Source organism: Cellvibrio fibrivorans (assembly GCF_031457055.1).
GTDB classification, from domain to species: domain Bacteria; phylum Pseudomonadota; class Gammaproteobacteria; order Pseudomonadales; family Cellvibrionaceae; genus Cellvibrio; species Cellvibrio fibrivorans.
This window is the reverse complement of sequence record NZ_JAVDVX010000012.1, coordinates 1-25,268: the sequence shown is the minus strand read 5'-3', so window position 1 is coordinate 25,268 and position 25,268 is coordinate 1. Positions and strand designations below refer to the sequence as shown.

General features: G+C 48.3%; 16 protein-coding genes. 5 read left to right on the top strand and 11 right to left on the bottom strand.

Annotated elements, in window-relative coordinates; genetic code table 11:
• Positions 1–85 precede the first annotated feature (85 nt).
• From J2X05_RS20615 to djlA, 3 genes are all read right to left on the bottom strand, one after another.
• Positions 86–1,012, bottom strand: a complete 927-nt coding sequence (locus J2X05_RS20615; RefSeq protein ID WP_310076239.1) for an alpha/beta hydrolase — start codon at positions 1,010–1,012, stop codon at positions 86–88.
• Between the two features lie 71 nt (positions 1,013–1,083).
• On the bottom strand, positions 1,084–1,734 hold the full coding sequence (locus J2X05_RS20610; RefSeq protein ID WP_310076237.1) for a GntR family transcriptional regulator: 651 nt from the start codon (positions 1,732–1,734) through the stop codon (positions 1,084–1,086).
• Positions 1,735–2,092: 358 nt separating this feature from the next.
• Complete coding sequence (gene djlA, locus J2X05_RS20605) at positions 2,093–2,851, bottom strand: co-chaperone DjlA (RefSeq protein ID WP_310076235.1); 759 nt, start codon at positions 2,849–2,851, stop codon at positions 2,093–2,095.
• A 252-nt stretch (positions 2,852–3,103) separates the two neighbouring features.
• Between djlA and J2X05_RS20600 the strand changes: the two genes are divergently transcribed.
• Positions 3,104–4,138, top strand: coding sequence for an AraC family transcriptional regulator (locus J2X05_RS20600; protein WP_310076234.1), 1,035 nt, complete (start codon positions 3,104–3,106; stop codon positions 4,136–4,138).
• 69 nt (positions 4,139–4,207) lie between these two features.
• Here J2X05_RS20600 and J2X05_RS20595 read toward each other — a convergent pair whose 3' ends face one another.
• Both J2X05_RS20595 and J2X05_RS20590 read right to left on the bottom strand, forming a co-directional pair.
• Positions 4,208–6,028, bottom strand: a complete 1,821-nt coding sequence (locus tag J2X05_RS20595; RefSeq protein WP_310076231.1) for a glycosyl hydrolase — start codon at positions 6,026–6,028, stop codon at positions 4,208–4,210.
• Between the two features lie 135 nt (positions 6,029–6,163).
• The gene (locus tag J2X05_RS20590) at positions 6,164–10,363 is read right to left on the bottom strand and encodes a cellulase family glycosylhydrolase (protein ID WP_310076229.1); all 4,200 of its coding nucleotides are present in this window, start codon (positions 10,361–10,363) and stop codon (positions 6,164–6,166) included.
• 470 nt (positions 10,364–10,833) lie between these two features.
• On the opposite strand from J2X05_RS20590, the gene J2X05_RS20585 reads away from it, so the two are divergent.
• Together J2X05_RS20585 and J2X05_RS20580 are read left to right on the top strand one after the other, a co-directional pair.
• Positions 10,834–12,945 carry a TonB-dependent siderophore receptor gene (locus tag J2X05_RS20585; protein ID WP_310076227.1) on the top strand — a complete coding sequence of 704 codons (2,112 nt, stop codon included), beginning with the start codon at positions 10,834–10,836 and terminating at the stop codon, positions 12,943–12,945.
• 16 nt (positions 12,946–12,961) lie between these two features.
• The gene (locus J2X05_RS20580; RefSeq protein ID WP_310076224.1) at positions 12,962–14,251 is read left to right on the top strand and encodes a PepSY-associated TM helix domain-containing protein; all 1,290 of its coding nucleotides are present in this window, start codon (positions 12,962–12,964) and stop codon (positions 14,249–14,251) included.
• 64 nt (positions 14,252–14,315) lie between these two features.
• Here the strand turns inward: J2X05_RS20580 and J2X05_RS20575 are convergent, their stop codons facing one another.
• The 5 genes from J2X05_RS20575 to J2X05_RS20555 all read right to left on the bottom strand — a co-directional run bounded on the left by J2X05_RS20575 (position 14,316) and on the right by J2X05_RS20555 (position 20,648).
• Positions 14,316–15,494 carry an aromatic ring-hydroxylating oxygenase subunit alpha gene (locus tag J2X05_RS20575; protein WP_310076222.1) on the bottom strand — a complete coding sequence of 393 codons (1,179 nt, stop codon included), beginning with the start codon at positions 15,492–15,494 and terminating at the stop codon, positions 14,316–14,318.
• Between the two features lie 139 nt (positions 15,495–15,633).
• Positions 15,634–17,484, bottom strand: a complete 1,851-nt coding sequence (locus J2X05_RS20570; RefSeq protein WP_310076220.1) for an IucA/IucC family protein — start codon at positions 17,482–17,484, stop codon at positions 15,634–15,636.
• Positions 17,471–18,052, bottom strand: a complete 582-nt coding sequence (locus J2X05_RS20565) for a GNAT family N-acetyltransferase (RefSeq protein WP_310076218.1) — start codon at positions 18,050–18,052, stop codon at positions 17,471–17,473. Before J2X05_RS20565 ends, J2X05_RS20570 begins: the two co-directional genes overlap by 14 nt.
• Entirely contained in the window at positions 18,049–19,302 is a 1,254-nt protein-coding gene (locus J2X05_RS20560; protein WP_310076215.1) for an MFS transporter, read from the bottom strand. Before J2X05_RS20560 ends, J2X05_RS20565 begins: the two co-directional genes overlap by 4 nt.
• Positions 19,299–20,648, bottom strand: coding sequence for a lysine N(6)-hydroxylase/L-ornithine N(5)-oxygenase family protein (locus J2X05_RS20555; protein WP_310076212.1), 1,350 nt, complete (start codon positions 20,646–20,648; stop codon positions 19,299–19,301). The genes J2X05_RS20560 and J2X05_RS20555 overlap by 4 nt, the downstream gene beginning before the upstream one ends.
• 397 nt (positions 20,649–21,045) lie before the next feature.
• On the opposite strand from J2X05_RS20555, the gene J2X05_RS20550 reads away from it, so the two are divergent.
• Both J2X05_RS20550 and J2X05_RS20545 read left to right on the top strand, forming a co-directional pair.
• Positions 21,046–21,528 carry a nuclear transport factor 2 family protein gene (locus J2X05_RS20550; protein WP_310076211.1) on the top strand — a complete coding sequence of 161 codons (483 nt, stop codon included), beginning with the start codon at positions 21,046–21,048 and terminating at the stop codon, positions 21,526–21,528.
• Positions 21,529–21,572: 44 nt separating this feature from the next.
• Positions 21,573–21,989 (top strand): PH domain-containing protein, encoded by a 417-nt coding sequence (locus J2X05_RS20545; RefSeq protein ID WP_310076209.1) that lies wholly within the window; start codon positions 21,573–21,575, stop codon positions 21,987–21,989.
• A 1,301-nt stretch (positions 21,990–23,290) separates the two neighbouring features.
• Here J2X05_RS20545 and J2X05_RS20540 read toward each other — a convergent pair.
• Complete coding sequence (locus tag J2X05_RS20540) at positions 23,291–24,019, bottom strand: hypothetical protein (protein WP_310076207.1); 729 nt, start codon at positions 24,017–24,019, stop codon at positions 23,291–23,293.
• Between the last annotated feature and the right edge of the window lie 1,249 nt (positions 24,020–25,268).

Genomic DNA, 25,268 nt, shown 5'->3' with positions numbered 1-25,268 from the left:
CGTAATCTATAGGAGGGGATTTGTATTGCAGGCTAACACAACGGAGCAGGCTTACAGAGAAGCCCGCTCCGTTAATTGAATGATCTTAATGTTGGATAAATTTATTCACATCCAGCCAATGCATAAACGCATCGAACCATTTGTTACTAGTGCGATCCGGATTGCCTAATCCAAAACCATGTCCACCGTTTTGGTACAGGTGAAATTCCACTGGAACCTTGGCGTCATACCAGGATTTTATTAATCCGAATTCACCATGGAAAAGGAAATCATCAACCGCGATTGCCGCGAACATGGGTGGTGCGTTTTTGGGTACTTCAACCGCGTTCATGCCGCCGTAGATAGGCGCAATAAAAGCCAGCTTTACTTTTTTCGATTGCAGTGTGGTTGCCATGGTTAAGCCTGCTCCAGCAGAAAAGCCCATCATGCCAATTTTCTTCATATCGACATTCCACTCTTTAGCGCGGCTCTCAATTAGCGCATAGGCGGCTTCCGCATCTTCCAATTGGTTTTCAAGGTTTCCACCGGGTCTTGCACGCGGCGTTTTATCGCTCGAATTTTTTGCTGCTTCTGCAAATCGCTGGGTCATTTGTGTTTCAAATGCTTCCAATGAGTCAGCGGTTGGTTGCAACCGGTATTTCAATACAAATGCATTGATGCCGCGCGCTGCAAGTGCTTCAGCAACTTCCCAGCCCTCATTGCCCATCGACAGCCACATAAACCCACCACCGGGTGCAACTATGACGCTGGTGCCGGTTGCTTTTTTGGGGTCGGCGAGAAAGGGCGTTAATGTTGCCGTTGAAATATTTCTCGCCATAGGGTCGCCCCATTGGCGAAACCAGGATTCTTTCGCCGGTTGATCATCGACACCGCCTGTACCCAGAGGAATAGCGCCAGGTTCTTTCGGCGCTTCTATGGGGTACATTTTTCCATCCTGGGCAAATGCTGCGCTACTGACCAGGCAAAAACCCAAGACTAACGATTGAAAAAAACGAATAAATTGCCGCTGCATAGGGAGGACTCCGATTAACAAACATTTTTATAGTTGAGAGGAAAAAAACGTGCTTTTATTTTTTTATAAGCTTATTTAAACAAATGCGGATGATTTTTGACTGCGGCATTTGCGCATGTCTCAAGCATGCTGGCTAATTCGCACAGGGCCTTAATCGATTTGTCGGGCGCACCTGCCAGTAAAGTGTCAATCACTTTCCCATAAATCCTGAGGATGGTTACGTAATCTGCCTGCCGTTTTACCGATAGCCTCAAGGTTCTATCAATATTTAGTTTTTCTTTAAAAATAATTTTATTTAAACGCGGGAATCCACTTAACTCCGACAGTGTTAGATGAAAGTCGTGATCGAGCTTGAAAAATGCTACCTCTGAAAAATTGTTGTTCTTTTCCAGAGCTAATAAATTTTCCCGTAATCGCGACAACGGCAAGGTCTTGTCAAGATAGGCGAGATGCACATCTTTAACGATCGCAATCAGTATTGACCTGACGATAAAGATCGAATCTAAAATATTTCCCAGCTCCAGTTTGCAGATAGTGGTGCATCTTTGCGGGATAACCTGAACCAACTTATCTTGCGACAGCAAATTAAACGCTTCCCTTACTTTTCCTCGAGGTATGCCCAGCTCATTGGCTAATTCCATTTCCGAGAAATTGCTGCCGGGTGCATATTCCATGGATGCGATTTTGACTTTTATAAGATCGTAGACTGATACGCTGAGCATTTGATTTCCAAATAATAAAATTACGCCTATATATCGCTAAAAAGCGGCATCAAAAATTCTCTGCGCCTCCAAATCGATCCTCACTATGTGAATACACCTGACAAATCATCCAGGAAGCACAGCTATTGTGATCAATCTATCTTGTAGTCAATATTACCATAATTAAAACATACAATATTTCAATATGCTTATCAATCAATTGCGTGTGTAAATCGTTCGAGGCTGGTGAACTAGTGTGCTAGTGATGAGCAAATGATTTCGGTTACACCGATATTTCTACAATTTTTTTTGAGAGAGACAGGCTTATGCGTCAGCTCTTTTTTTAGAAAATACCGAGGGGGTGATTGGCAGCGCCAATTTAACGGGCGGAGTAGATTGAGCGATGTTTCTTAATAAAAGAATAGGCAGCCTGAACCCGTTTAAAACGTTCGGTGGCTATATGCATTTGTTCTTGCGCCAGACCCTGACTCATTAATTTATCGGGATGGAGCTGGCTCGCCAGTTTTTTATAGGCTCGCCGGATTTCATCTTCAGTCATCTCAGTCGTCACACCCAGTATTTTGTAGGCCTTGTGTAGGTCCTGATGGCGATTGCCAGTTGGTTGATGGGCGTTGGTGTTTGCTTTTTTCTGTTCTTTATTTGGCTCAGGTTGTGGTGCACTGTAGGTATCGGGTTGTGCAGGCTGCGGCGGATTGCGGCTCAGGGCGAGTTGGTCTTGCTCGTAAATCATTTTTAACAAGTGATTGAACACTATGCTTTTGTAACCAAGTTCCCGTGCGACCCACAGCAGCGCATGCAGCTCTTTTTCCATCAGGAACCCATCAGCACGCGCCATGGTGAGCAGGTGCACCAATAAAATCTGGATCAGTTTGGGGGTTGTTGCTGCGCGAAACTCCACCAAGGCCTGACTCGCATTAAAGTCGGGTGCAGTGCCAGATTTGAATAACAGCAGCGCATTGCGCTGCTCATCCTCGGACAAGTGCATCTTTTTCATATGGACTTTAATGCGATTCACTTCCTCACGGTTGATTTGTCCGTCGCAACTGGCGATATACCCCAAAAAACTAAATGTCGCCTTCAAAAAAGCTGCGCGAATACTTTGGCGCTTGTCGGCCATGAGGATGATCTTCCTGTTACAGGTTTATCTCATTGTTTTACCAAAGCCTACATCTTAATATGACATTGCGCTACATCCCGGATTACGGAAGTTGCCGTTTATGGCAGTGCTGGAATGACGTTTTGGATATTAATAATAATGAATGCAAATTTTCTCAATCTTCACGACGCGGTCCTAATTCTCACGTTTATTGAGTGCCTGTTTTTAGTTGGGCTACTTAAAGTGTTGCCGACTGCAAGACCCCAGTCGCGCATGCTTTTGTCATTCTTTTTTGTGCTGAACGCTATTTGGGTGGTGGTGACGCTGCTCTCCTGGAATGACCAACTGCGCGTGCTCTGGATCAACACCACCTTGGTTGCGCCCGTGTTCACTGCTTTCGCGTTGTTATTGCAAGGGCCCTGTTTATATTTTTATTTTCGCTCATTGATCGAAACTATTGATTTCAAACAGTGGAAAATTTGGTTGCATCTATCGCCTTTTGGTTTGGTGACGCTGGTCTTGATTGTATTTGATGTAGACGGTGTCTCCTGGATTTTAAAAACAGAAATGCCTGCCGAGCGCGAGGCGGCAGCGCGCTTTGCATGGACCATTATTCGCTGCTTGCCGATTGTGTATATAGTGGCCTGCTTCTCCGTTATCCGCCGTTTGCATGAACAACAACACCATCTTTATTCGGTGGTATCACCCGCTAAGTTTAAATTGGATTATTTTGTATTGTGGAGTTTTGTCACCCACTGGAGCTGGGCGTTTTTCCAATATGTGGTAGGCAATTTCCTGAGTGAGGAAGTGAATGACGTCATCGGCAATATGGAGGATTATCTCGTCGTCGTTCAACTCAATGCACTATTGGTTTTGGGTTTGATTAACGCCAAAGAGTTATTGAACGTAACCCAATACGATGTTAAAAAAATTGGCAACCAACCGCTGGATGATTCCAAAATAGCATTGGTTGAGCGCGCGATTAACGAACAAAAAATATATCTGGAAAATAACATCAACCTCGACCGCTTCGCGGAAGCTGCAGGCCTTAAACCACGGGTGTTGTCCGCGATTTTGCACACCCATTACCAACTGAATTTTTTTGATTTTATTAATGGTTTGCGCGTCGAGGAAGCCAAGCGTTTGCTCAGCGCACCGGACATGGATGATGTTTCCATCCTCGACATTATTTATAAATCCGGATTCAACAGCCAGTCATCTTTTCAACGGATCTTTAAGCGAGCTACCGGATGTACGCCGAGTGAATATCGGCGCAACGCACGTTCATCTACAGCTTTGACAGAATAATTTTACGCACAAAAAAACGGTCACACACAGATGTGTGCGACCGTGATCAAGCAAAGCAAATCGGTAGTATTAGTTGCTTGTGCCAGAGCAGCCAGGCAATGAAAAATTAGCGCCAGTATTTCCGGTAAAGCCAAAGTTGGTGGATGCGCCGCTCGCCAAAGTACCGTTATAATTTACGTTGGTTGCAGTCACTTTAGTGGTACCGTTACCCGCCAGTGTTGCGTTCCAGCCGCTGGTAATTTGTGCATTTTGCGCAAAATTTAAATAAACCTTCCATCCATTTACCGCAGCTCCTGTGTTAGTAACCCGCACATCTGCCTGGTAGCCGCCCGACCAACTGCCCGTACGTGTAACCGTGCAGGTAAATTGGCTGGGCGCAGCACTGGATGCGCTACTGGCGACAGAAGAGCTGGCTGCTCTTGATGAGCTGCTCGCTACCGATGAACTACTCGCCGCTGAACTTATGCTGTCCGAAGAAGCTGCGCTGCTCACCGAGGAGGCAGTGGTCGAATCGCCAAAGACTGAGACCTCCCACAGCGAATAGCCCCAGTTGGGATTGGCTTTGCCGGTCAGGTTGATGCGCAGGTAGCGTCCTTGCCCAACGAACGACAGATTTTCAATGCCGCCCGCGCCATTATTTTTGCTGAAAATCGGGTTGGAAAAATTCACATTGTCCGTAGAAATTTGAATGTTATACGCGGTGGCGTAAGCGGCCTCCCATTGCAGGCGCGCGCCGGACAGGTCGTAATAGCTGCCCAAATCAATCGTTACCGATGCATTCGCCGCATTTAATGCCGATGCCCAACGGGTCGCCCCGTTGCCATCAACCAATTTGGCGGCCTCGTAACCCGCGCCTTCTGTGGAGCTGGCAACTGCTGCCTTACCCAGCGCTAAATTAACCGGTCCGGCGGACGAGCTGGAGCTGCTGGTGGCGGAGAAATCCGGCAACTGATCGATGGAGATGGTTTTGCTGTTACTCATGGCGGTGCGCCAGGAGTTTTCGCAACCTTTTACATCGCCAGAGCTGGGTTGCCCCTGGGTGCGATAACAATCGCGAAATGCCCAAACGATTGAAAATGAAAAGGGCGGTTCGTTAGCGGGATTGAGTGCGTTAAAGGTTTCGGCGATGCCGACGATTTTATTGTTGCCGATGGCTTTGAGCGTGTTGTAGTCAGTCCAGCTTTGGTAGTAATCCGAAGTGACCGAGTCCACCATGTTATCGCCGGGGTACCAGTCGCGCATGTTACTGCGATAGCCGCCGGTGCTGGCCATGCCATTGAATACCCAAAGCACATTATTCACGCCCTGCGCGTTGACGCGATCGTAAATCAGCTTCCACAAACGCTTGTAATTGTCGGCGCCTTTTTTGGCCCACCACATGAAATTGTCGTTGGCTTCATGGAGCGGGCGGAACAATACCGGTACGCCCGCGTCGCCCATTTTTTTCAGTTCGCGCGCAACCACGTCGATATCCTGATACAGCTTGGAGTTGGGGTTATTCATGTCCTGATCAAAGGCGCAATCGGTGTAGTACTCGCCACCGCGCGGGCATTTCCAATGCCATTGAAAGGCCACTATGCCTTTTTTGATTTTGGCAAAATCGATGGCCTTTTGCGTTTCAGAGGTATCGCCGTCGGTGTAGCGATAAAAATCGAACGCGATGATTGCGGGGTAACGCCCAGTCCACTGTTGGACTTTATCGGCATCGGGCATATCGGTTTGGCCGGAGATAAAACTGTTATTTTTCAGGTAGCAAAGCAGGTTTTTGGCCTGCAGGTTTGCATCCGGATCAGCCGGTGTCTGGCCACAACTACTTTGGGCAAGCGCGCTACTCGCCAGCAGGCTGCTGGCGGCGCTGATAATGAATCCTGCAAGAAATGGTTTTTTCATAATAGTGTCTGCCTGTTTATGCGCCGCCCTGTTCTACAGCGGGCGGCCGGGAGGATTAAAAAGAGCCCGTCCCTGGGCAAGCTCAAGAAGCCAATCGCGCGCAAACAAACTGCCCACGCGCGAAAGACCGGGGGGCTACAAGGGTGGATAGGCGTTGTTCAAGAGCACCTGGAATCCTTCTTTGAACCAACGTCCAGCAACGGGTGCGTTGGCCAGTGCGCCGGTAGTGGTACCGGCAGCATTGGTGAAGGTGGGGTCGCAGTTGCGGTCAAAGCCTTTGGCTGGATCTTGCGGGTCGTATGACAATGCCAGCGAGGCCGCGCCGTCTGATTCGCCCGGCGGTTTTACCCATACATAGGCGTCAATACCGGCAAGCGGAGCAACTTGCGGGCGCTCGCCCACACCGCCGGGTTGGTTGCACCAGTTGCCGCGATGCGCGCGGCGGTCAATGCGCGATTGATCGACAAAGGAGTCCAGCGTACTGCTGGTAGAGCGTGCAGTTGGACGGTTAGTACCACCCCAGCCGTTGCGCGAGGTATCCACCAACATACCTATGGAGGATGGGAAGCCCGCTGAGATCATCGCCGAACGCCACGCCTGCACGAAGGAGACTTCGCTGAAGTGCGGGTTCCACTCATAGAATTTGGCTTGACGGGTTTGGCTGCCGCCACCGGGGAAGGCGCTATTGGCCAGCGAATCCAGGAAGGGCTCGTACAAAGGTGTGTAGCCAGAGGTGTTGGAGACAAATCCGGCGATGGAGTTAACGCCGCCCGTTGCGCCCTTGATCGCGTCGCCTATCAAAGTCACAGCTTTACCGAAATTCTCGCTCCAACCTAACCAGCCGGAGTGACCAATATCCACATAGCTGTAGACGTTCGGAATCGCATACAACTTGCTCAGGGTGTAACGGGTATTGGCGACATAACCATGGGTCGCGTCAGCCGCTTGTTGGCAGGCGGGTGTGCTCAGGTTGGTCACCAGATTGGGGAGCGAGTCCGGCTCAATAATCGCGATGATGCGCAGGTCGCGATATTTGGGATCGGCAAAAATTGCTGCTAAAGCATCAATGTATTCAGTGCGATAGCGGTTTGAACCCTCAGCGCCTTGTTTTAACTCACCGTTGGACGCCAGCGCATGGCAATCGCGGTTGGGCAGGTCATACACCACTACCTGAATCACGTTGGCATTTTGGTCCAGCGCGGCATCCAGGTGATCGCGCAGGCCCCAGCTGCCGTCGGTCGGTGCAATAGCCCCGATGCGGTCCATCCATACGGCGGTGTTGTAGCCGGAGATTTTGGAACCACCGGGTTCTGCCTGCGCCTTATCTGACCAGACTGGGTCCCGGTACCACTGGGCGCCTACGAACGGGTTATCCAGACGTACACCCGGTGCAACACTCGATACTGATGAACTTGAGCGAGAGCTGGGTGCAATTGAAGAGCTAGTGGAAGGAATTGAGCTGGAGGTCGTTGTCACACTTGAACTGCTGGGTACAACCGACGAGCGCGAGCTGGGTGCAACCGAGCTGGATGGCCGGGACGATGAGGTCACCACCACCGGCTGGCCGGAACAGCTTGGCAGAATCAGCGCGCCGGAGGTATTGCCGGTCAAACCAAAGGTGGTTGATGCACCTGAACCCAGGTTGCCGTTGTAGCTCACATTGGTTGCGGTAACCCGGTTGGTTCCGCTGCCGGTCAGGGTGGCGTTCCAACTGTTGGTGATCGCAGCGGTTTGCGGATAATTCAGGTAAACCGTCCAGTTTTGCACCGCAGCGCCGGTGTTGGTGACTTTCACATCCAACTGATAACCGCCTTGCCAACTGCCAGTTTGAGTGACCACACAGGTGAGCGGGCTGGTAGAAATAATCGAGCTGCTGGAGCTGGAAGGTGGAAGCGAAGAACTGATACTGCTGGACGAGCTGGAAGAGGGCACGTTCACTCCGTAAGAGCGCAAACGGTTGCGCACGAAGTTGCCGGAATCGCTCAGTTGCGCGCTGCTCCAGCCGCCGGTTCCACTAGCGCCAGCCCTGAGTGCCGCAGAGGTTTCATTCTTGTCTGACAGCGACCAGTTAACCCAGCTAATGCCATAGGAATCCAGCAGGTTTAGCCAGATATTGGTTTGATCCGGGCAGATGCTGCCGTTGCCCGTGTACTCACTGTTGCCCCACTCGGTTGAGACGATTGGCAACTTCGCATCGGCCGCCGCCCGCACTATGGCGCGCAGTGGTTCCTGATGTTCCGGCGAGCAGGCGTAAAAGTGCAGGGCGTAAGCCACATTGTTGAAGGTAAGCGGGCTGGCAACCACCTGATCCAGGCGCTGGCTCCACACGGCGGTTCCCACAATCACAAAAGCATCGGGAGCACCGGCGCGAATCACCGGAATTACTTCGTTGGCATAGGGTTTGATCGAGGATTCCCAATCTACCCCGTTAGGTTCGTTGGCAATTTCATAAATAATGTTGGGGATATTGCCGTATTTGGCGGTGACCCGTTGGAAGAAGGTTTTGGCCTGTTCTTTGTGAGTCAGCGGGTTACCGTCGCTCAAAATATGCCAATCCACAATCACATAAAGGTCGTTGGCGATGGCGGCATCAATACCTTTCCAGAGTGTATCCAGTACGGCGGGGTTATCGAGGTAGCCGCCTTCTTTGGTGTACATCGCCAAGCGTACGACGTTGGAATTCCAGTCATCCCGCAACCATTTGAAGCTGCTGGAGTTCACGAACTGGGGATACCAGTGCAAACCATGGGTGCTCATGCCGCGCAACTGGAATGCCTGACCGCGCTCATTTACCAGCCGGCCGTTGAGGGTGCGCAAGCGACCATTCTGGCTTACCAAACGGCCCGTGGCGTTTGTGATACTCGAGCTGCTGGATGATTTGCTGGACGAGATGCTTGAGGGGGCGCTTGAACTAAAACCGTTCGCCCCTGTGCCAAAAATCGCTATATCCCAGAGTGAGTAGCCCCAAGCCGGATTGGCCTTGGTGGTCATATTGATGCGCAGGTAGCGACCTTGGCCGGTGATGCTGATGTTCTCTACCCCACCGCTGCCATTGGTTTTGCTGAACAGGTTGGTCCAGTTCACATTGTCGCTGGAGATCTGGATGTTGTAGCCACTGGCATAGGCCGCCTCCCAGCTCAAGCGCAGGCCGGTAATGTCGTAGTAAGCCCCCAAGTCCACCGACAAACTGGCGGTTCCCGCTGTCAGTGCCGAAGCCCAACGGGTCGCGCCATTGTTATCAAAGGCTTTTGCTGCCTCGTAACCTGCGCCTTCAAATGAAGAAGCGCTGGCCGGTTTGCCAAAGGCGATATTGGGAACCGTAGACGATGCGCTACTTGAGCTGGATTGGCCGCCGAAAATTGTCGCCAATTTGGAGGTTTGCTTAATGCCGTTAGTGCCATTGATCAACCGATTACCCCAGGAGCTGAGGCTATTCACGTTGAAATTATTGACGATATCCAGCGATTTGGTTTCGGCGTTGTTGCCCGACCAGGACCAACCTAAATAACCAAAGCCTAGCTGTTGGCTGACCGCCATAATGGCATCTTCGTCAACATTGGCGCCCTTGTGGTCGGCGCCAAATTCGCCTACAACCACGGGCAAATTCTTATTTTTAAAATCCTGCAAATAGCTTTGAACGGCAGAGGAATTGCCGTAACTCTCGTACATATGCACGGAAAACACGGTGTTACGCTCGCTGTCGGCATTGAACACTGAGGTCGCATTATTGCGCATGGTGTTCGACCAATCCTGCCCCCAGTTAGGCGCATCCACCATGATGGTGTGTTTGATGCCCGCCTGACGCATTCTTTGGATAGATTGAGTTTGTAATGAGGTCCATTCGCCCGCCCGGTTATTGCCCAAAGGCTCGTTGGCGATGTTGATGATGACGTAATCTTCCTGATTGTTGAGTGCACTGCGGATGTCAGAACTCAACCAGTAATTAACGGTATTGAGCGGGTTCTCTGCATTGCCTCCATCGCCGTAACCGGTCGCATCATGCACCTCCAGCACCGCGATCAGTTTGTTGTCTTTACACCATTGGATGACCTGCGCGACTTCCGCGCCGCCCACGCGTCCACCTAATCCGCCAGTGCCATTAGCCAATACAATGCGGACGGTGTTGGAACCTGTCGCGGCTATATCGCGCAGCGCCTGGGGCGTGGTGTCTTTGTACCAAACGTGAGCGTGGTTAACCCCGCGCATCACAAACGGCACGCCGTTACCTTCTGCCAATTTACCGCCTTGCACACTAAACCCTGCCAGAGCCGCCGGTGAGCAGAGACTCAGCGCAAGCACAGAAGCGGGAAACCACTTTGCAAATTGCTTATGCATAGATACCTCTAGAGATTATTTTTATGATCGATACGGAGGGCATATGAATGCCTATTCCCCAGTTGAATACGATTACAATATTTATCGGATTTATGTGTAATCGGTTACTTGTGCGGTCAAAAAAACACGGCAAACACCGCGGCTGACCTGTTGCAGATACTAATTAAGAGGGCGATTTACTCTACTCATCCGCGTAAAAACGCATAGATGACTAGTTATTAGGGGCGAGCGATTCAAGAAATGTGAACTGGGGTGACATTCGTGTTGGCGAACCTAAGACTGACTCTTTGTCCCCGCGGCTCTCCCAAGACTCCATGCGCAGACAACGGGAAGCATGTTTTATGATTATGCTGATAATGATTGTGATATTGATTCTCATTTGCTGATGATTTAGTATTGCGTTTATATCAACATTTCACATGTATTTCCGGGGCGATTCAGCCTGAAACAAGCGTTATTTAGGAGTGGTTATGCGTAAGTTATCTCGCAGCGCTTTAGCGTTGTCTGTTGCGGGTGTTATTTGGGGAGCTGGTGCCATAGCGCAAACCAACCAGCAATCGGGAGCATCTAACCAGCCTTACGGCGACGCCAGCAAAGGCGAGATTGAAACTACCTATGTTTATGGCGAGGCCGATAAAACCAAAACCGCGACCAAACTGAACCTCACAGTGCTGGAAACCCCGCAGGTGGTATCGGTAATCTCCCGCGACCAGATCGATGACTTTTCCCTGCGCGAGGTGAATTCGCTCTTGGCTTATGTCCCTGGTGTCACCGTTGAGCAAGTAGAGACCGGTCGCACTTATTACACGGCGCGCGGCTTTGACATCGTTAACTTTCAAACCGATGGCATGGGTGTTCCCTTCTCTTATGGCCTGACACAGGGTCACGAAGACACGGCCATTTACGAACAAGTTGAAGTGGTAAAAGGCGCGACTGGCTTGATCACCGGCCTCGCCAATCCCTCCGCGACTATTAACTATTTGCGCAAACGCCCCACTGTCGAAACGCAAGCGTCGCTGGTTGGCTCAGCCGGTAGCTGGAACCAATATCGCTTGGATGGCGATATCTCTGGGCCGATTATTGCTGACAAGCTCAATGGGCGATTGGTGATGGCCAAGCAAGATGGGGATTCCTATCTGGATCGCTACGGCAAAGAATTGACTGTGTTCTACGGCATCGTCAGCGGCGCAATCACCGATAGCACACGTTTCGCCCTGGGCCATAGCATCAACGACAGCCACAGCGATGGCAATTCATCCGGCGCCTTGCCGCTGTTTTACAGCGATGGCTCCCTGACCGATTACGATGTATCCACTAATACCGCCCCGGACTGGGCCTATCAGGATGTTGAGCAAACCCGCAGCTTCGCTGAGCTGGAACAGGGCTTGGGCGCGAACTGGACGGCGAAAGCGGTTTTCACGCGCAACGATCTGGATAGCGAGTGGACATCACTTTATCTGGCGGGCGCACCTGATCCTGTGACTGAAGCGGGATTACTGGCGCACGCCAGCCTCTATCAGGCCGCAGACGAAGAAGAAATCGTCGATCTGTTTGTCAGCGGGTCTTTTTCATTCCTGGGGCAAGAGCACGAGTTGGTGGCCGGTATTAATCTGGCGGATATCACCCTGACCGGGCGCTCCATTTACACCGATGAATGGAATTACAACCCTGTGGGCGCAGCCTGGGCTGAGGGCAAAACGGCGTTGCCGGAATTTGATGTTTACGATGCTGCATCCCAGTCCACCTACATAGATCAGACGCAAGATTCCTACTATGTATCGACTCGCCTGAACCTCACCGATGCGCTTTCCGTTCTGTTGGGTGCCCGCACAGTGGATATCGAACAAGACGGTATTAGTTACGGTGCTCCGCAGGCGGCGTCCGACGACGAGACTGTGCCATATGCCGGTATTACCTACGAAATTCTTCAGGGCACTATGCTTTACGCCAGCTACAGCGAAGTGTTCAATCCCCAGACTTGGGTTGATGCCGACTTGGCGCCCTTGGGCGCAGTGCGCGGAGAGAGTTCTGAAATCGGTGTTAAGCAAGAAGTTTTTGCCGGTAACGCTGTCCTCACTTTGGCAATGTTTGAATCCAGACAGGAAAACTTTGGCGAATGGGTAACCCGTGATACCACATCCGGTTTAAATATCTATCGCGGTGTCGGGTTTGACAGTGATGGATTTGAAGTGGAGCTGGCCGGTGAAGTGTTAACTGGTTTGAATATCAGCACTGGTTACACCCACGTCAATGTCCAGGACGATAACGGCAAAGATACCCGCCGCTTTATTCCGACTCATCAGTTTAAGTTGGCGACGGCTTACAATGTGGCGGCAATTTCAGGCTTGCGTGTGGGCGCAGGGGTGAACTGGCAGAATGAGCTCTATTACGGCGATACCCAGGTGCAGGGCGATCTCGCCCTCGTGGATCTTTTTGCACGCTATGCCGTCACAACAAACCTGACTTTAGCGCTGAATGTGAATAACGCGGGCGATGAAAAATACCTGTTGAGTCCACAGTGGGGGCAGGCCAACTACGGCGCCCCTCGCAATGTAATGGGTTCTATTACCTGGCGCTATTAATTAAAGAGACAAATCTATGCGCACTTTCTTTACCTTGCTTCACCGTTATTTCGGGCTCGCGATTGCCGGATTTCTGGTTATTACCGGGTTGACCGGTGCCATTATTTCCTGGGATCACGAGCTGGATGATTGGCTGAATCCGCACTTGCTGGATGCCACCACGGTTGGCAGCCCGCAGAGTGCGACAGATTTGGCCGAACAGGTGGAGCGGCAATATCCCCAAGTACAGGTAACCTACTACGAGTTATCGGTTGAGCCCGGGCACGCCTATTACTATTGGGTGGAACCCAGGGTTAACCCGGAAACCGGAGAGCTATATGAGCCAGGTTTTAACCAGGTATATGTCGATCCGGTGTCGGGCGAGATATTGGGTAAAAGGGAGTGGGGCGCGGTTTGGCCGATCACCACCGAAAACTTCGTCTCCTTTCTCTACAAATTGCATTTTAGTTTGCACATTCCCGAGTTTATGGGCACTGATCACTGGGGTATTTGGTTGCTCGGTGTGGTTGCCCTGACCTGGACCATCGATTGTTTTATCGGGTTTTACCTGACTTTACCCAGACGCAAACGCAGCGCTCAAGTGGCATCACCCGTCATTGGCGATAGCAGCGGCAGCTATTGGCAACGCTGGAAACCGGCGTGGAAGATTCGCTGGAGCGGCGGCCCAACCAAATTGAATTTCGACCTGCATCGCGCTTTCGGCCTCTGGACTTGGGTGCTGTTGTTTGTCATCGCCTTCACGGGTTTCTCCCTGAATCTGTATCGGGAAGTATTTTTCCCGGTGATGTCGATGGTGTCCGATGTGACCCCAACCCCTTTTGATCAACGTACTCCATCAGATCACGACAACCCTATCGAACCGGGTTACGGCTTCACTCAGGCTATCGCCTTGGGGCAACAAGCGGGAGCAGACAAGGGGTGGTCCCAACCAGTAAATAGTGTCTGGTACTCACGCGAATTTGGCATATACCGGATTGAGTTTTTTTCTGCAGCAGAGGGGCATGGTGCTGGTGGTGTCGGGCATAAAGCCGTATTTTTGGATGCAAAAAGTGGCGAGCTGCTCGGTGACTTTACCCCTTGGAAAGGGACTGCGGCTGACCTGTTTGTACAAGCTCAATTCCCGTTGCACTCAGGTCGTATTCTCGGGTTGCCCGGGCGCATCCTGATTTCAATAATGGGCTTGGTTATTGCGATGCTGAGTATCACAGGAGTGATTATCTGGCATAAAAGATACAAAGCGCGTAATGCACGGAAAGTTGGTCAGGAAGTAGCTGCTGAATTACCTGGCGGAGTTCAGCCTTCTTAAATTAAAAAAGCAGTTTGAGCTCATCTCGATTGGGCTCATTCTGCTAGTTTTTTCATCGCACATGTCATTTCATCAACGATCTATACCATCCGTGAAAGTGGCGAATACCATCTTCCATGGGAGTTTGATAAGGCCCCACTTCATTCACGCCGAGTCGATATAGGGCTCGTCGTCCGGCTTCGACACGTTCAGCAATTTCATCATCCTCCAGAGCAGTTTCCATATAGGCTTTGCGGTGCGATTCAGCGAGGTCCGGATATTGTTCCAATAATTTTTCCGGATAATAAAACTCCACAACGTTCAACGTGCTGTGCACAGATTTTGGGTATAACGTGGACAACACCAGTGCGTAAGGGAAAACTTCAATCATGTGTGTGGGGTAATAGGTTGCCCAGATCGCGCCAAACTCAGGTGTTAATCCCTGATTGTAGGAGAGTAAGTCGGTGTGCCAGGCCTCATAGGTTTTTGTGCCTGCACGGTTCAGGTTGGGCGAGACACCAATCCGCTGCATGCTAAACCAGTCACCGTAATCCCATTTCAAACCTTTGCTATTAACGTAGCGGCTCAGCCCCGGGTGAAATGCGGCGATGTGATAATCATCGTTATAAATTTCAAGAAACGTTTTCCAGTTGTAGGCGCACGAATGCGGCTCTACATGTCCCAACACATAATCACTGAAGTCGAATTCCGGCATGGCAAACAGAGTTGCCATATCTGCAGCGGGGTTGCGTTTTCCCTCGAATAATAAGCCGGACACATTGCTTAATGGAAACCGTTGCAGATTTGCGCAAGGCGGTTGTTTTGCGAATTTTGGTGCGTTTAACAGCTTCCCGGTTTGATCGTAACTCCAGGCGTGTATGGGGCAAAAAATACGGTTGCCTGTCGATTCCAATTTACCCCGGCGAATATTGTCGGGGTCTGGTGTACCGCCCAACATAATGGCCTGCCGGTGCCGGCAAACATTGGAAATAAGTTCGACCCCATTTTCATTCCTGATAAGTACGCGCGAGTTTTCTTCGTGCGGCAGGGCATGCCAATCGCCGATGTTAGGTACCATGGCTTCATGCCCCACATAAATTGATGAACGGGAAAATATTTTTTCCTGCTCCTCGCGAAATATGTCTTCTGAACAATAGGCTTCAATGGGCAACGCCAACTGCTCTTCGGGAACGAGCCATATATCGTTGTAACTGGCGGAGTATCGATCCAGATTATCCAACAACTTGTACATTGACCTGCCCATTGTTTGCCCCTCTAATCAATAAAATAATGTGGCCTGTAGCGCGTAATCCATACGGATGATTCAGTATCGACACTTACCGCGCATTCAGGAATCAGTCGATTGGCTTCATCCTTCGTGCGCGACAGCAAAGTCACAAATCTCAGCATGCAGCTTCTTTTTGGCGATAAACGGTTTGTTTTTCATCCGCAAATTGCGCAACCGGATTACTGAGTGGTTCGGCCATAATCAAGCTGGAAGCAGGGTCGGCGAGATTTATCATTTGCAAATTATTTTTAAGCTGCAAACGGTTCAGGCAAGAATGCATAAATGTCGGGGCAAAAAAATCGTAGCGCTGGAATTTATGTGTTAACTCCGGATGCTGCGCCTGATAAGTTTGTGCGCATCGCGCCACTAGCCGCCAATACTGCTCTTCTTGAATGGTTCCGCTTTCTTCCAGAATGTGTGACATAAAACGGAATACACCATCGAATACATCGATAAAAATACCCAGCAGTTTGTAATCTTCCGGTACGTCCACCACCATCCGCGCAGCGTCTTCAGGAACTTTGGCATCCTTGTTCAAAATGACACATTCTTCCGCCAGATCTTTCATAAACACCCGTTTTGGGGTGTAGCCATCGAGCACCACAATCAGATTTTCGCAGTGCGGCATAAACACTAAATCGTGCGCATAAAAACAATGCAAAAGCGGTTGTAAGAAAGCATCAAAATATTGTGTCAACCAGGCCTCTGGCGATAAACCAGAACGCTCTATCAATTCTGCGATCAGCGCCCTACCGTCATAATCCACGTGCAAAAGAGCCGTCATGGTCATCAACCGCTCCTCGTCTTTCAGCAATGGAATGGGGCTCTCACGCCAGAGCCCGGAAAACATTTTTTTGTAGGGACTGTCTTTGGTGAGCGCGGTTTCGTAGTAATAATTTCTGAAACCAATTGATGCGATTTCGCGCAGAATGGAGAAGCCAAGACGGTTCAGGGTTTTATCGTTAGCAATAATATCCTGCAAAACCGTGTTAATAGCGGGCGTTCCTTTCATGTAGTACGGAGAAAGGCCGCGCATAAATCCCATATTTAAAATGGAGAGCGAAGTTTTGACATAACTCTTTTCAGTATTCGATTTATTGAAATAGGTTCTGATGGATTGCTGGGCTGCATAACTATCGGTACTGATTCCCAATGGAACAATTTTTCTGTTTGCCACATAAGCAGCAAACGCAATACTTAACTTGGTATACCACTGCCAGGGATGCGCCGGCATAAAATAATAGTCATCGCTGTTTAAACCCATAGTGACAAGTTTGTTAATGTACTTATCAAATAGCTCCGCACCGATTTCGCGCTTGATAAAGCTGTAATATTCAAGCTCTTTCACGCAGGCAAATTCAGCGTGGCCCCGATGTACCGCCAGCCAGATAATATTGAAATCACTGCCTGTTTCCGGTGCGTAAGCTTTATAATCATAGGCATCAAACCCTATCCGTCCGTTATTGGCGACGAAGCCTGGGTGTCCTTCCGTCATGGACGATTCGAATGTTTGGTAATCCGCATCAACCAACTCGCTACAGGGAATATCGGAATTTCGCATTTTGTATGCGGCGCCGTATAAGGTGCTGCTGATTTCATCGAGGTAAATAGGCAATTTTTCTTCGGCTATCCCCAGCGTTTTTTTAAAATCATTAATCAACACCAATGCATCCAAATTAACCGGCTCGCCGGCGACCACTCGTTTGATAGATTCTTTCGCTATCCGCCAGTGACGCAGATACATTTTCTTCGCATTGAAAAAATAACTGCAATTGGGTTCGTCTGCTTGAACTTGATAAGCCGCCCATCCACCATCCATATGTTCAATCAATTTGGGGGTGAAGATTTGCTCGTGGCTGAATTCACTTAGCGCTTTGCAAACCAGGTGGCGATTAGCCAGTGCCCAGGACTCTGGAGACAGGTGCGCTACGGCGGATTCTGGTTGTTGATAATTAAATTGATTCACTGGTATTTACCCTCTGTAGTGAGTTTATAAAGTTTTCTTTTGAACAAAATCCGAGGCTGGCTTGTTTTTTTTCCAGCTGGACAATGCCGTCATAATGGAAACCGACAAATGCGTTTAACTTATGCACCTTGTCATTTCTCACATCCGGTTCCACCACCACCCGCTTGGCATTTTTTTGAAAAAACAAAAACGCCATAATGTGGCGCAGCACGTCGCGGGTGAACCCGGAAATAGGTTTTTCGGTAGCCGGGCCAACCATAAAGTGCATGCCGATATCGCCCGGCTTAACGGAATAATGTTTTCCAACTTCATCCAATTCCGGCCAATAGCATTCCATCAAGAAGGCAGGGTGGTTTTTATAAAACCCGAGATAAACTTCCATGTGGTTTCCTTTTTGTATCTCGTCATAGATTTTCCGGGTTTCTTCCAGTGAGGCGTTCTGCATATTCCAGAACGCGGCATAATCCATCAGAAACCAGGAGTGAACCGTTTCGATATCTTTTTCCACATCCAATAAGCGGATATCTATCCAGGGGTTCAGGCCAAATTCTTCAACGTAATTATTCATCCTTCCTCCAGGGCAAACTTTTTTTGTTGATGTGGTTGATGCGCCGCCAGTCCGCGTTGATGATGCCTGTCAACACCAAATACACTTCGGTCGATAATGGCAGTGAAAATAAATCCGGCGGCAGCCAGCGCGAATGACATAGGCACACCGATCCAACTGACGATATACCCTGCCGCGAAAGAGGCGAGGAGCACGCCGAAATTCTGGAAAAAATTGGTAACGGCAAAATCGCGGTCATAAAAAGCGGGCTGACTAATACGAAATAGCGTGACTTCCAACTTGACGACAACTTGAAACAGGCTCCACCCATAAAGACAGCGGCCAATAAGTACAAACAAGGGCGATGAGGATGCTTGCAACAGTAAACCGGTTGCACCGATCAGCAGGTTCACCGCGGTATGATCCAGATTGCGAAATTTATTTTTCAAAAATGATTTGTTGATGATCAGGCCGATAATGGCCACCATGCCCGGTATCGCAAAAACAATTCCGGTAATAGTTTGGTTGCCGGACGCGTAAATCGATTCCCAATAGACGGAAAAGAATGGCCGCACCAGATAGGCACTCATATCGAACAGCAACATCAGGCCACTGAGTTTCGCCAGTGCGATCCATGCACCGGCAGGGCGCGTCAATTTTTCATTTTTTTCCGCAGGTGTTTTGTCATTGCTTGCTCTGGTTTTCTCTTCGCTTGTTCTGGCTTTGCTAACGGAAAAAATCAGAAAAAAGCAAATTCCCATCTGCACAAAATCTCCTGCCGACATCAAGTACATACTTGCTTCGGGGCCAAGATGTTCCAATACAGAGCCGCCCACAGAAGCCCCAAAAATTGCACCGACATGGACAACAACAGCCACCATGCCAATTACCAGTCCGTGATTTTCAGGTTTTTCTGCGCGCATCAAGTAGGGGAAAAGCAACAGATAACTCGCTTTCATAATGAACATCAGCATGGTCAGTACCCAATACACCTGTACTGTCGGTGCATGTGCGCTGGCAATAGCCAGTGATCCCGCTAAAAATTGCGTTATCCATAGCAGGTGTAGCGTTTCAATTCGGCGCGTGAGTTTTGCCCAAAAAGGTAAGGCGCACATGACGGCAATCGAGATAGCCGCTATGTAAGCCCCCACATGCACCGGGCTGGTCAGCCCGTAACGCAGTTCAAAAAATTGCGGATAAAACGCGATGAGAATAGAGTCGCTGATAACGCCGCACGCAGACATTATCAGGATGGCAATGCGTAGAGTCATCGTGGCACTCCACTACCTATAGCTTCCCAACCGGATTCATTTCCGGGAACAAAACTCTGGAATGCGAAGCGGCGCTCGACGGAATAAATATCCCGTCCGGTAATTTCCCGGAGTATGCGGCTATTGCGATAACAGGACATTCCCAGATCCTGATTGATCAAACCGTGGCTTTCAAAACCCGCGTTCTGAATAAAAATTTCCCGTCCATGAATATCTACCGCCCAGTTTTCTTTCTGCAGATATTTGCCCTGTTCATCGCGTTCGATGCGGTCGAAAACACCTTCCATAAACGCGGGGACTTCGTACTTGTGTCCGCTTGATAGAACCAGTCCATCGGTATGCGTTTGATACTGTTCGCCGGTCTGCGTATGTGCGAACTGCAGAAAGAATCCATTTGTGCGGTTATCAGTGCTGTTATCTGGCTCAACATTGATTAGGTTCATGCACGACATTAATTGGACTTTCGGTAAATTATTGTGTCGGCTTGCATCCAGAAAATCGTAAATTTCATCGAGTAGCGATTGATTTGCACCGCAGTAAACACTTTTTTGTTCTTCAATAATTTTTTGTTTTGTGGGCATATCCAGCCCGTGAAAATAAGTGCCGTAATCGCCGCACAAAATTTCCAGCGTCAGCTTTGCTGTTTCCATTTGGAAAAATCTTGGCGCACGCGTCACCCAATCAAGCTGATAACCAAAATGTTCGCTGTCTTTCAGCAAGTCATAAAATATTTCTGCACCGCTCTGTCCTCCGCCGACAACCGTTATTTTTTTCTGTTTCTGTAACTGCGGTTTGTTCTTCAGATAGTGTGATGAATGTAATTCAAATCCACGGTGAACAGCGCCAAGGCAATCGGGAATGCGCGGTTTCATACCAACACCAACAACCAATTTTTTTGTCAGGAAACTAAAAGGTTTTTTATATTGGGTTTCAATTCCCGCTACCCGATAGACGCGCTGTTCAGGTTCATAAACCACTTGTTCGACATGGTGGTTAAAACGGATATTGTCCAGCCGGGAAACTGCCCATCGACAGTACCGGTTGAATTCCTGCCGCTCCAAATAAAAATTTTCACGCACATAGAAATTAAACAGGCTGCCCTGTTGCTTTCGGTAATTTAAATAACTGAACGGGCTGGTAGGATCTGCCATGGAAACCAGATCGGCGAGAAAGGGGCTTTGCAAGGTAACGCCGTCGATCAGCATGCCTGGATGCCAGTTAAATTCCTCTTCTTTATCCAAAAAAACGCAACGCAAATCAGTTACGGCTGATGACAGGCATGCAAGGCCTAAATTAAACGGCCCTACACCCACAGCAACAAAATCATAAATGGCATCGTTGTACATTTGTTGTCCCTTGCTGGATGGCTATAAATAACAATTTAATGCAGATGTTTATGAGAATTATTCGTATTTGAGGAGGTTATAGATAAGAAAATCGATATGCGAGAGATTTAGGCGACACGGCATTATTAGTGGCACTTAAAATTTCGGCGTTCGTGAAGGTTTTTTATCGATTTAAGTTGAAGGAGTAGGGCGGGTGGGGTGTGGGCTGTACAAGATTCGCGTGAAACTCTTGATATCACTCGTTTAAAGACCCCGTAAAAAAACAAGCGTATCGGTGTATGAAGTTGGTTTCTTCGCTGCGATCTACATGTTTGTGAATCCAGTTGATTGGTTGCTGTGTCTAAGCAGGGTATTTCACTGAAATACGCTCCAATCCTTTTCAACCTGAGGCATAACTATGGAAAAGTTGTTGTTAATCTTCACTCTGCTATTTGTTACCAATACGTCATTTGCAAGCGATACCCAATCTGCGCCGGAAGGAAGTTCTCCGTCTTCACAAACCGAGCTCTACAATGAAATTCTCAGAATGGACACGCTTTTTTTCGATGCGTTTAACCGGCGCGAGTTGAAAACTACATCGAGTTTATTTGCTAAAGATCTTGAGTTTTATCACGATAAAGGCGGCTTTTCCGATTACCAGAAAAATCTGGAAAATTCCAAATCCATGTTTGCTAATAATAAAACCCTGCAGCGTGAATTGATTCGTGAGAGCTTGCAGGTTTATCCCATTAAAGATTACGGGGCATTACAAATCGGGGAGCATAGATTTTGCAGCCTTAACAATGGCAAGCAGGATTGCGCGATTTTCAAATTTACGCATATATGGCGGAAAGTAGGTGAAGGTTGGCAGTTGGCGCGTGTGATAAGTTATGATCATTAAATATTGATTCTATTTATTGTTTTAGTGGGCACGGAGGGGAGTAGATGGTTCAGGTATATAAATCAAAAATCGATACATGGTTGGTCGTTGTTCTGGCCGCAGCGATTATTTTATGCACCGTTCCGTTTTTATTGTCGCTCATATCGGGAAATAGTGACGAGCTGTTGCCCACCTTGCCCGCGTTTGTTATCGGCGCAGGCATTCCGCTTTGGCTTATGACAACTACCTGTTATACATTGACTGATTCGGCTCTGCTGGTGAAAAGCGGGCCATTCAAGTGGCAGATACCCATTCAAGAAATTAATGGCATTACGCCCACTCGCAACCCATTGTCTAGCCCGGCACTGTCGCTAGATCGGCTTCGAATTGATTATGGCAGAGGTCAATCCATCATGATTTCACCCAAGCAAAAAAGTGAATTTCTACAGCATTTGGCAGCGCGTCGCGCACAAATGAGTTAATCGTTAAGAAAAGCGTCACAGCCTTACAAAAGAGAACGTCACTCTACATCCGCATCTGTTTCTTAAGATGCAAATCAGTCCTGTCAATTACATGCGCAATAGAAATAATCGCCTCTGGTGGTAGTTTTACTCTGTCGCGAACTTCATCAAACAATAGCCCCAACAAACATGCCTGGCACTACAACTGATAAACCGCGTCGGCATTTGTTTTATTCGGCACAGGCTTTTTCATCACTGCAGGCACCTTGCCATTGGGCGAATGAATTTCCGGGCGGATTGTTGAAAAAACGCGTATTGGGATTGATAGAGTTTGATGGCACACGAAATGGTGATGTTGCGAATGAGCTAATAATGTTACCGGACGATCGATGTGCCGCGTCTTGTACGATATATCTCACACCAAATATGTCCTTCGCCCACTGGTCGCTTGACCCAACAATTACATAAACTACTTAACCATTGGAGGTTGAACTTGCTTGTATGTTTGTACAAACGTCAGCGAAAGATAATTCTCTGGGAGGAGATATGGGATTCTTAGTGGTAGTGATAATGTTATTGGTGCTCTGGCAACTAGCTTCAGCTGCTTCTGACAAGTAAAGCGTTATTCCCTCTCATATCAACTAAAGGCGGCCAAAAAAGCCGCCTTTAATTTTTCTACATCCGCATCTGTTGTTTAAGATGCAAATCAATCCTGTCAATCATATGCGCAATTGAATTAATCGCCTTCGGCGGTAGTTTTATCCTGTCCCGAACGTCATCAAACAATACCTCCAGTAAACATGTCTGGCACCACAGCTGATAAACCGCATTGGCATATATCGCTGCAAAAACTTTGCTTTAAAACTGGAATTTATGTGACACACGAGAGTGGTGAAATAACATCTGGCCTCTGGAAGTTAGTTGTCTGCAAGTATGTAGATTGGTTTTCAACCACTAACCTATGATTTGACACTTCGTAGTGCGAGGCTTTGAGCTGTATAACGGTCGTAATTTGGTAGTCGTTACCGCTCAGGAAGATGGTGATGACAATTGTGAGCCTTAAACATCCATTTAATAGATCTTTGAGCCAGTTTTTGAGGGGAGTATTTTTGCGATTTTTGCGTCTCATACTTTGCCTCCGATACGTTCGAGGCGGGTGGATGGGGTTGCTTTTGAGCTGCCAAAGATTTGGCTGATTCTTAAAAAACCGGTTTGTTGGAGGGCGTTCATAGTTATCTATTCCAGTATTGTTAGTCACAAGGAAAAGATTAAAAGTTTTTTCTACGTTCGCATTGGCCAGCCAATGGCCAGCCAGAAAACTCTTAAATATGTTTATTTATTTCGTCAATACCAGCAGTGATAACCTTATTTAAGTTGCTTAGTCCTTTGTGCTTATCTTTATGTTTTCCGCCTAACAGACTATTTGCTTTCGACTGTACGAGGTCGGCTATGGCTTTTGAATTTAACTGTCCCTCATGTTTTTTATAGCTCTCATCTTGCTCTGCAATTATTACGGCCATCAATCCAACTGCTTCCAAAAAACTGTCATTCGAAATACCTTTGAAAACTTTATTTTGTTTTTCTTGGCGCTGATCACTAGCATTCTTGAAGCTTTCCTCAAATTCCGTTAGCTCGTCTATGGTTACAAAAATGTCTTCAATTGATGGGTAAAAATCGCCTCCGAAGAAACTATTCGTTCTGGGGATGGGCATAACAACTTCGTATAAATTGCCGTTTTTGTCTTTAACTAAAGTGCTATCAATAGTTGAACCATTTGGTAGGGTTTTTCGAATCAGAACCGTCAGCCACTCGTTATTCCAAGGGTAATCTCCCATAACTATTTCGTAATATCCGTGAGCTTCGAAAGTATCATCAGCATTTGCTATGCTTCGTAAATAATGGCCTCTCATATCCCAAAAAATACTGATTTTGCGATGTTTTGCCAGATCCAAAACATCTTCAATTGTTACTGATGTACCTGCAATTCCACTGATTTTCTTCGCAACCTCGGAAAGGCTTGCCCACGTTTTCAGTTTCAACAGTCTACTCATAGGTGCTACCACTCTTTAATTTTTAGGTTTTGCAGGGAATCCGTTCAACATTTCATCATTTTAATGTAATCATCTTTGTATTCTGCGTGGTGAGTGTAAGCGGTTATTAAGCTGGCACAGGTCTTAATGGTTTATTTTTTGGGCGGGCAGGTTAGCGAGAAAATAGCAGGTTTATTCAAACCCCAAAACAAAAACCCCCGCTACTTTCGTAGCGGGGGTTTATCGTTTGGTGCCAGGAAAGGACTGGTCTTTATTGTTTATCATATTGATACATAAGTATTTTTATTTGTCATGTTTGCTTTAATACCGTCACCGATACCGTCATGTGTTGAGCGCTACCCCTCGATTTAGGTGACCGATAAGCCGCTGAAAAATATTTTAAAATATTTTCTGTTTGTTCCGTCCGCCGCATCCATACCACCACAACCCCCCATGACGGGACAGCTTTGGCGCTTTTGTGCGAGGCATTGCTCCGTGTGATTTTAATCAGGGGGAAGAACCTAAAGGGTGGGGGGGTGACCTGTTGTAGATGCCCCCCGTCATATATTGGCTTTTTGTATTCAATTGCTCAGTTGTGAAAGAAATACTGGGGGAACGGTCATTTAGGTATGGGCCTCGGACTTTTTGATACCCCCCACGCCCTCAGGCAATTTGTAATGCATTGACCAGCACCAGCACCAGCACCAGCACCAGCACCAGCACCAGCACCAGCACCAGCACCAGCACCAGCACCAGCACCAGCACCAGCAAAAAGGCTAATCCGTATAAACCTGATAGCAATAGCCCGCGCTCTAATTCCGTGGAACATGGCGCGCTAATAGCACCACATAAAGGGGCGGGGGGATTAGTTTTATATAGAAAATATATCACCTACCCTCTTTTTTGGGTGGGGAACGCGGGGAATGTGGGGAACGATTTTTAAGTTATTGATTTATATATATTTAAATGGGGAAAAGTTCCCCAAGCACCGTGCCCCACTGGTTTATGAAAGTGGGGAACACGGACTAATTAAGACCATGTAAGGGCAATAATGTGGGGGTGATGCTCACTTGATACAGTGAAAGCCTTACACGAACAGCAGGCCAGAGAGACAGGGAAAGCACACAGGAAGGCCGTGGAACATTGAGCCTATGGGCATTACTCGCCCACGATATACACACAAATTAGTGGGCACTATAAGCACCGGCTAATTGCATGATCGCAACACACAAATTAGCGGGCACTATAAGCACCGGCTAATTGCATGATC

What these genes read in the sequence shown, in the direction of transcription:
- J2X05_RS20615 (WP_310076239.1), bottom strand. Translation starts at nt 1,012, where the DNA reads ATGCAGCGGCAATTTATTCGTTTTTTTCAATCGTTAGTCTTGGGTTTT.
- J2X05_RS20610 (WP_310076237.1), bottom strand. Translation starts at nt 1,734, where the DNA reads ATGCTCAGCGTATCAGTCTACGATCTTATAAAAGTCAAAATCGCATCC.
- djlA (WP_310076235.1), bottom strand. Translation starts at nt 2,851, where the DNA reads ATGGCCGACAAGCGCCAAAGTATTCGCGCAGCTTTTTTGAAGGCGACA.
- J2X05_RS20600 (WP_310076234.1), top strand. Translation starts at nt 3,104, where the DNA reads ATGCTTTTGTCATTCTTTTTTGTGCTGAACGCTATTTGGGTGGTGGTG.
- J2X05_RS20595 (WP_310076231.1), bottom strand. Translation starts at nt 6,028, where the DNA reads ATGAAAAAACCATTTCTTGCAGGATTCATTATCAGCGCCGCCAGCAGC.
- J2X05_RS20590 (WP_310076229.1), bottom strand. Translation starts at nt 10,363, where the DNA reads ATGCATAAGCAATTTGCAAAGTGGTTTCCCGCTTCTGTGCTTGCGCTG.
- J2X05_RS20585 (WP_310076227.1), top strand. Translation starts at nt 10,834, where the DNA reads ATGCGTAAGTTATCTCGCAGCGCTTTAGCGTTGTCTGTTGCGGGTGTT.
- J2X05_RS20580 (WP_310076224.1), top strand. Translation starts at nt 12,962, where the DNA reads ATGCGCACTTTCTTTACCTTGCTTCACCGTTATTTCGGGCTCGCGATT.
- J2X05_RS20575 (WP_310076222.1), bottom strand. Translation starts at nt 15,494, where the DNA reads ATGGGCAGGTCAATGTACAAGTTGTTGGATAATCTGGATCGATACTCC.
- J2X05_RS20565 (WP_310076218.1), bottom strand. Translation starts at nt 18,052, where the DNA reads ATGAATAATTACGTTGAAGAATTTGGCCTGAACCCCTGGATAGATATC.
- J2X05_RS20560 (WP_310076215.1), bottom strand. Translation starts at nt 19,302, where the DNA reads ATGACTCTACGCATTGCCATCCTGATAATGTCTGCGTGCGGCGTTATC.
- J2X05_RS20555 (WP_310076212.1), bottom strand. Translation starts at nt 20,648, where the DNA reads ATGTACAACGATGCCATTTATGATTTTGTTGCTGTGGGTGTAGGGCCG.
- J2X05_RS20550 (WP_310076211.1), top strand. Translation starts at nt 21,046, where the DNA reads ATGGAAAAGTTGTTGTTAATCTTCACTCTGCTATTTGTTACCAATACG.
- J2X05_RS20545 (WP_310076209.1), top strand. Translation starts at nt 21,573, where the DNA reads ATGGTTCAGGTATATAAATCAAAAATCGATACATGGTTGGTCGTTGTT.
- J2X05_RS20540 (WP_310076207.1), bottom strand. Translation starts at nt 24,019, where the DNA reads ATGAGTAGACTGTTGAAACTGAAAACGTGGGCAAGCCTTTCCGAGGTT.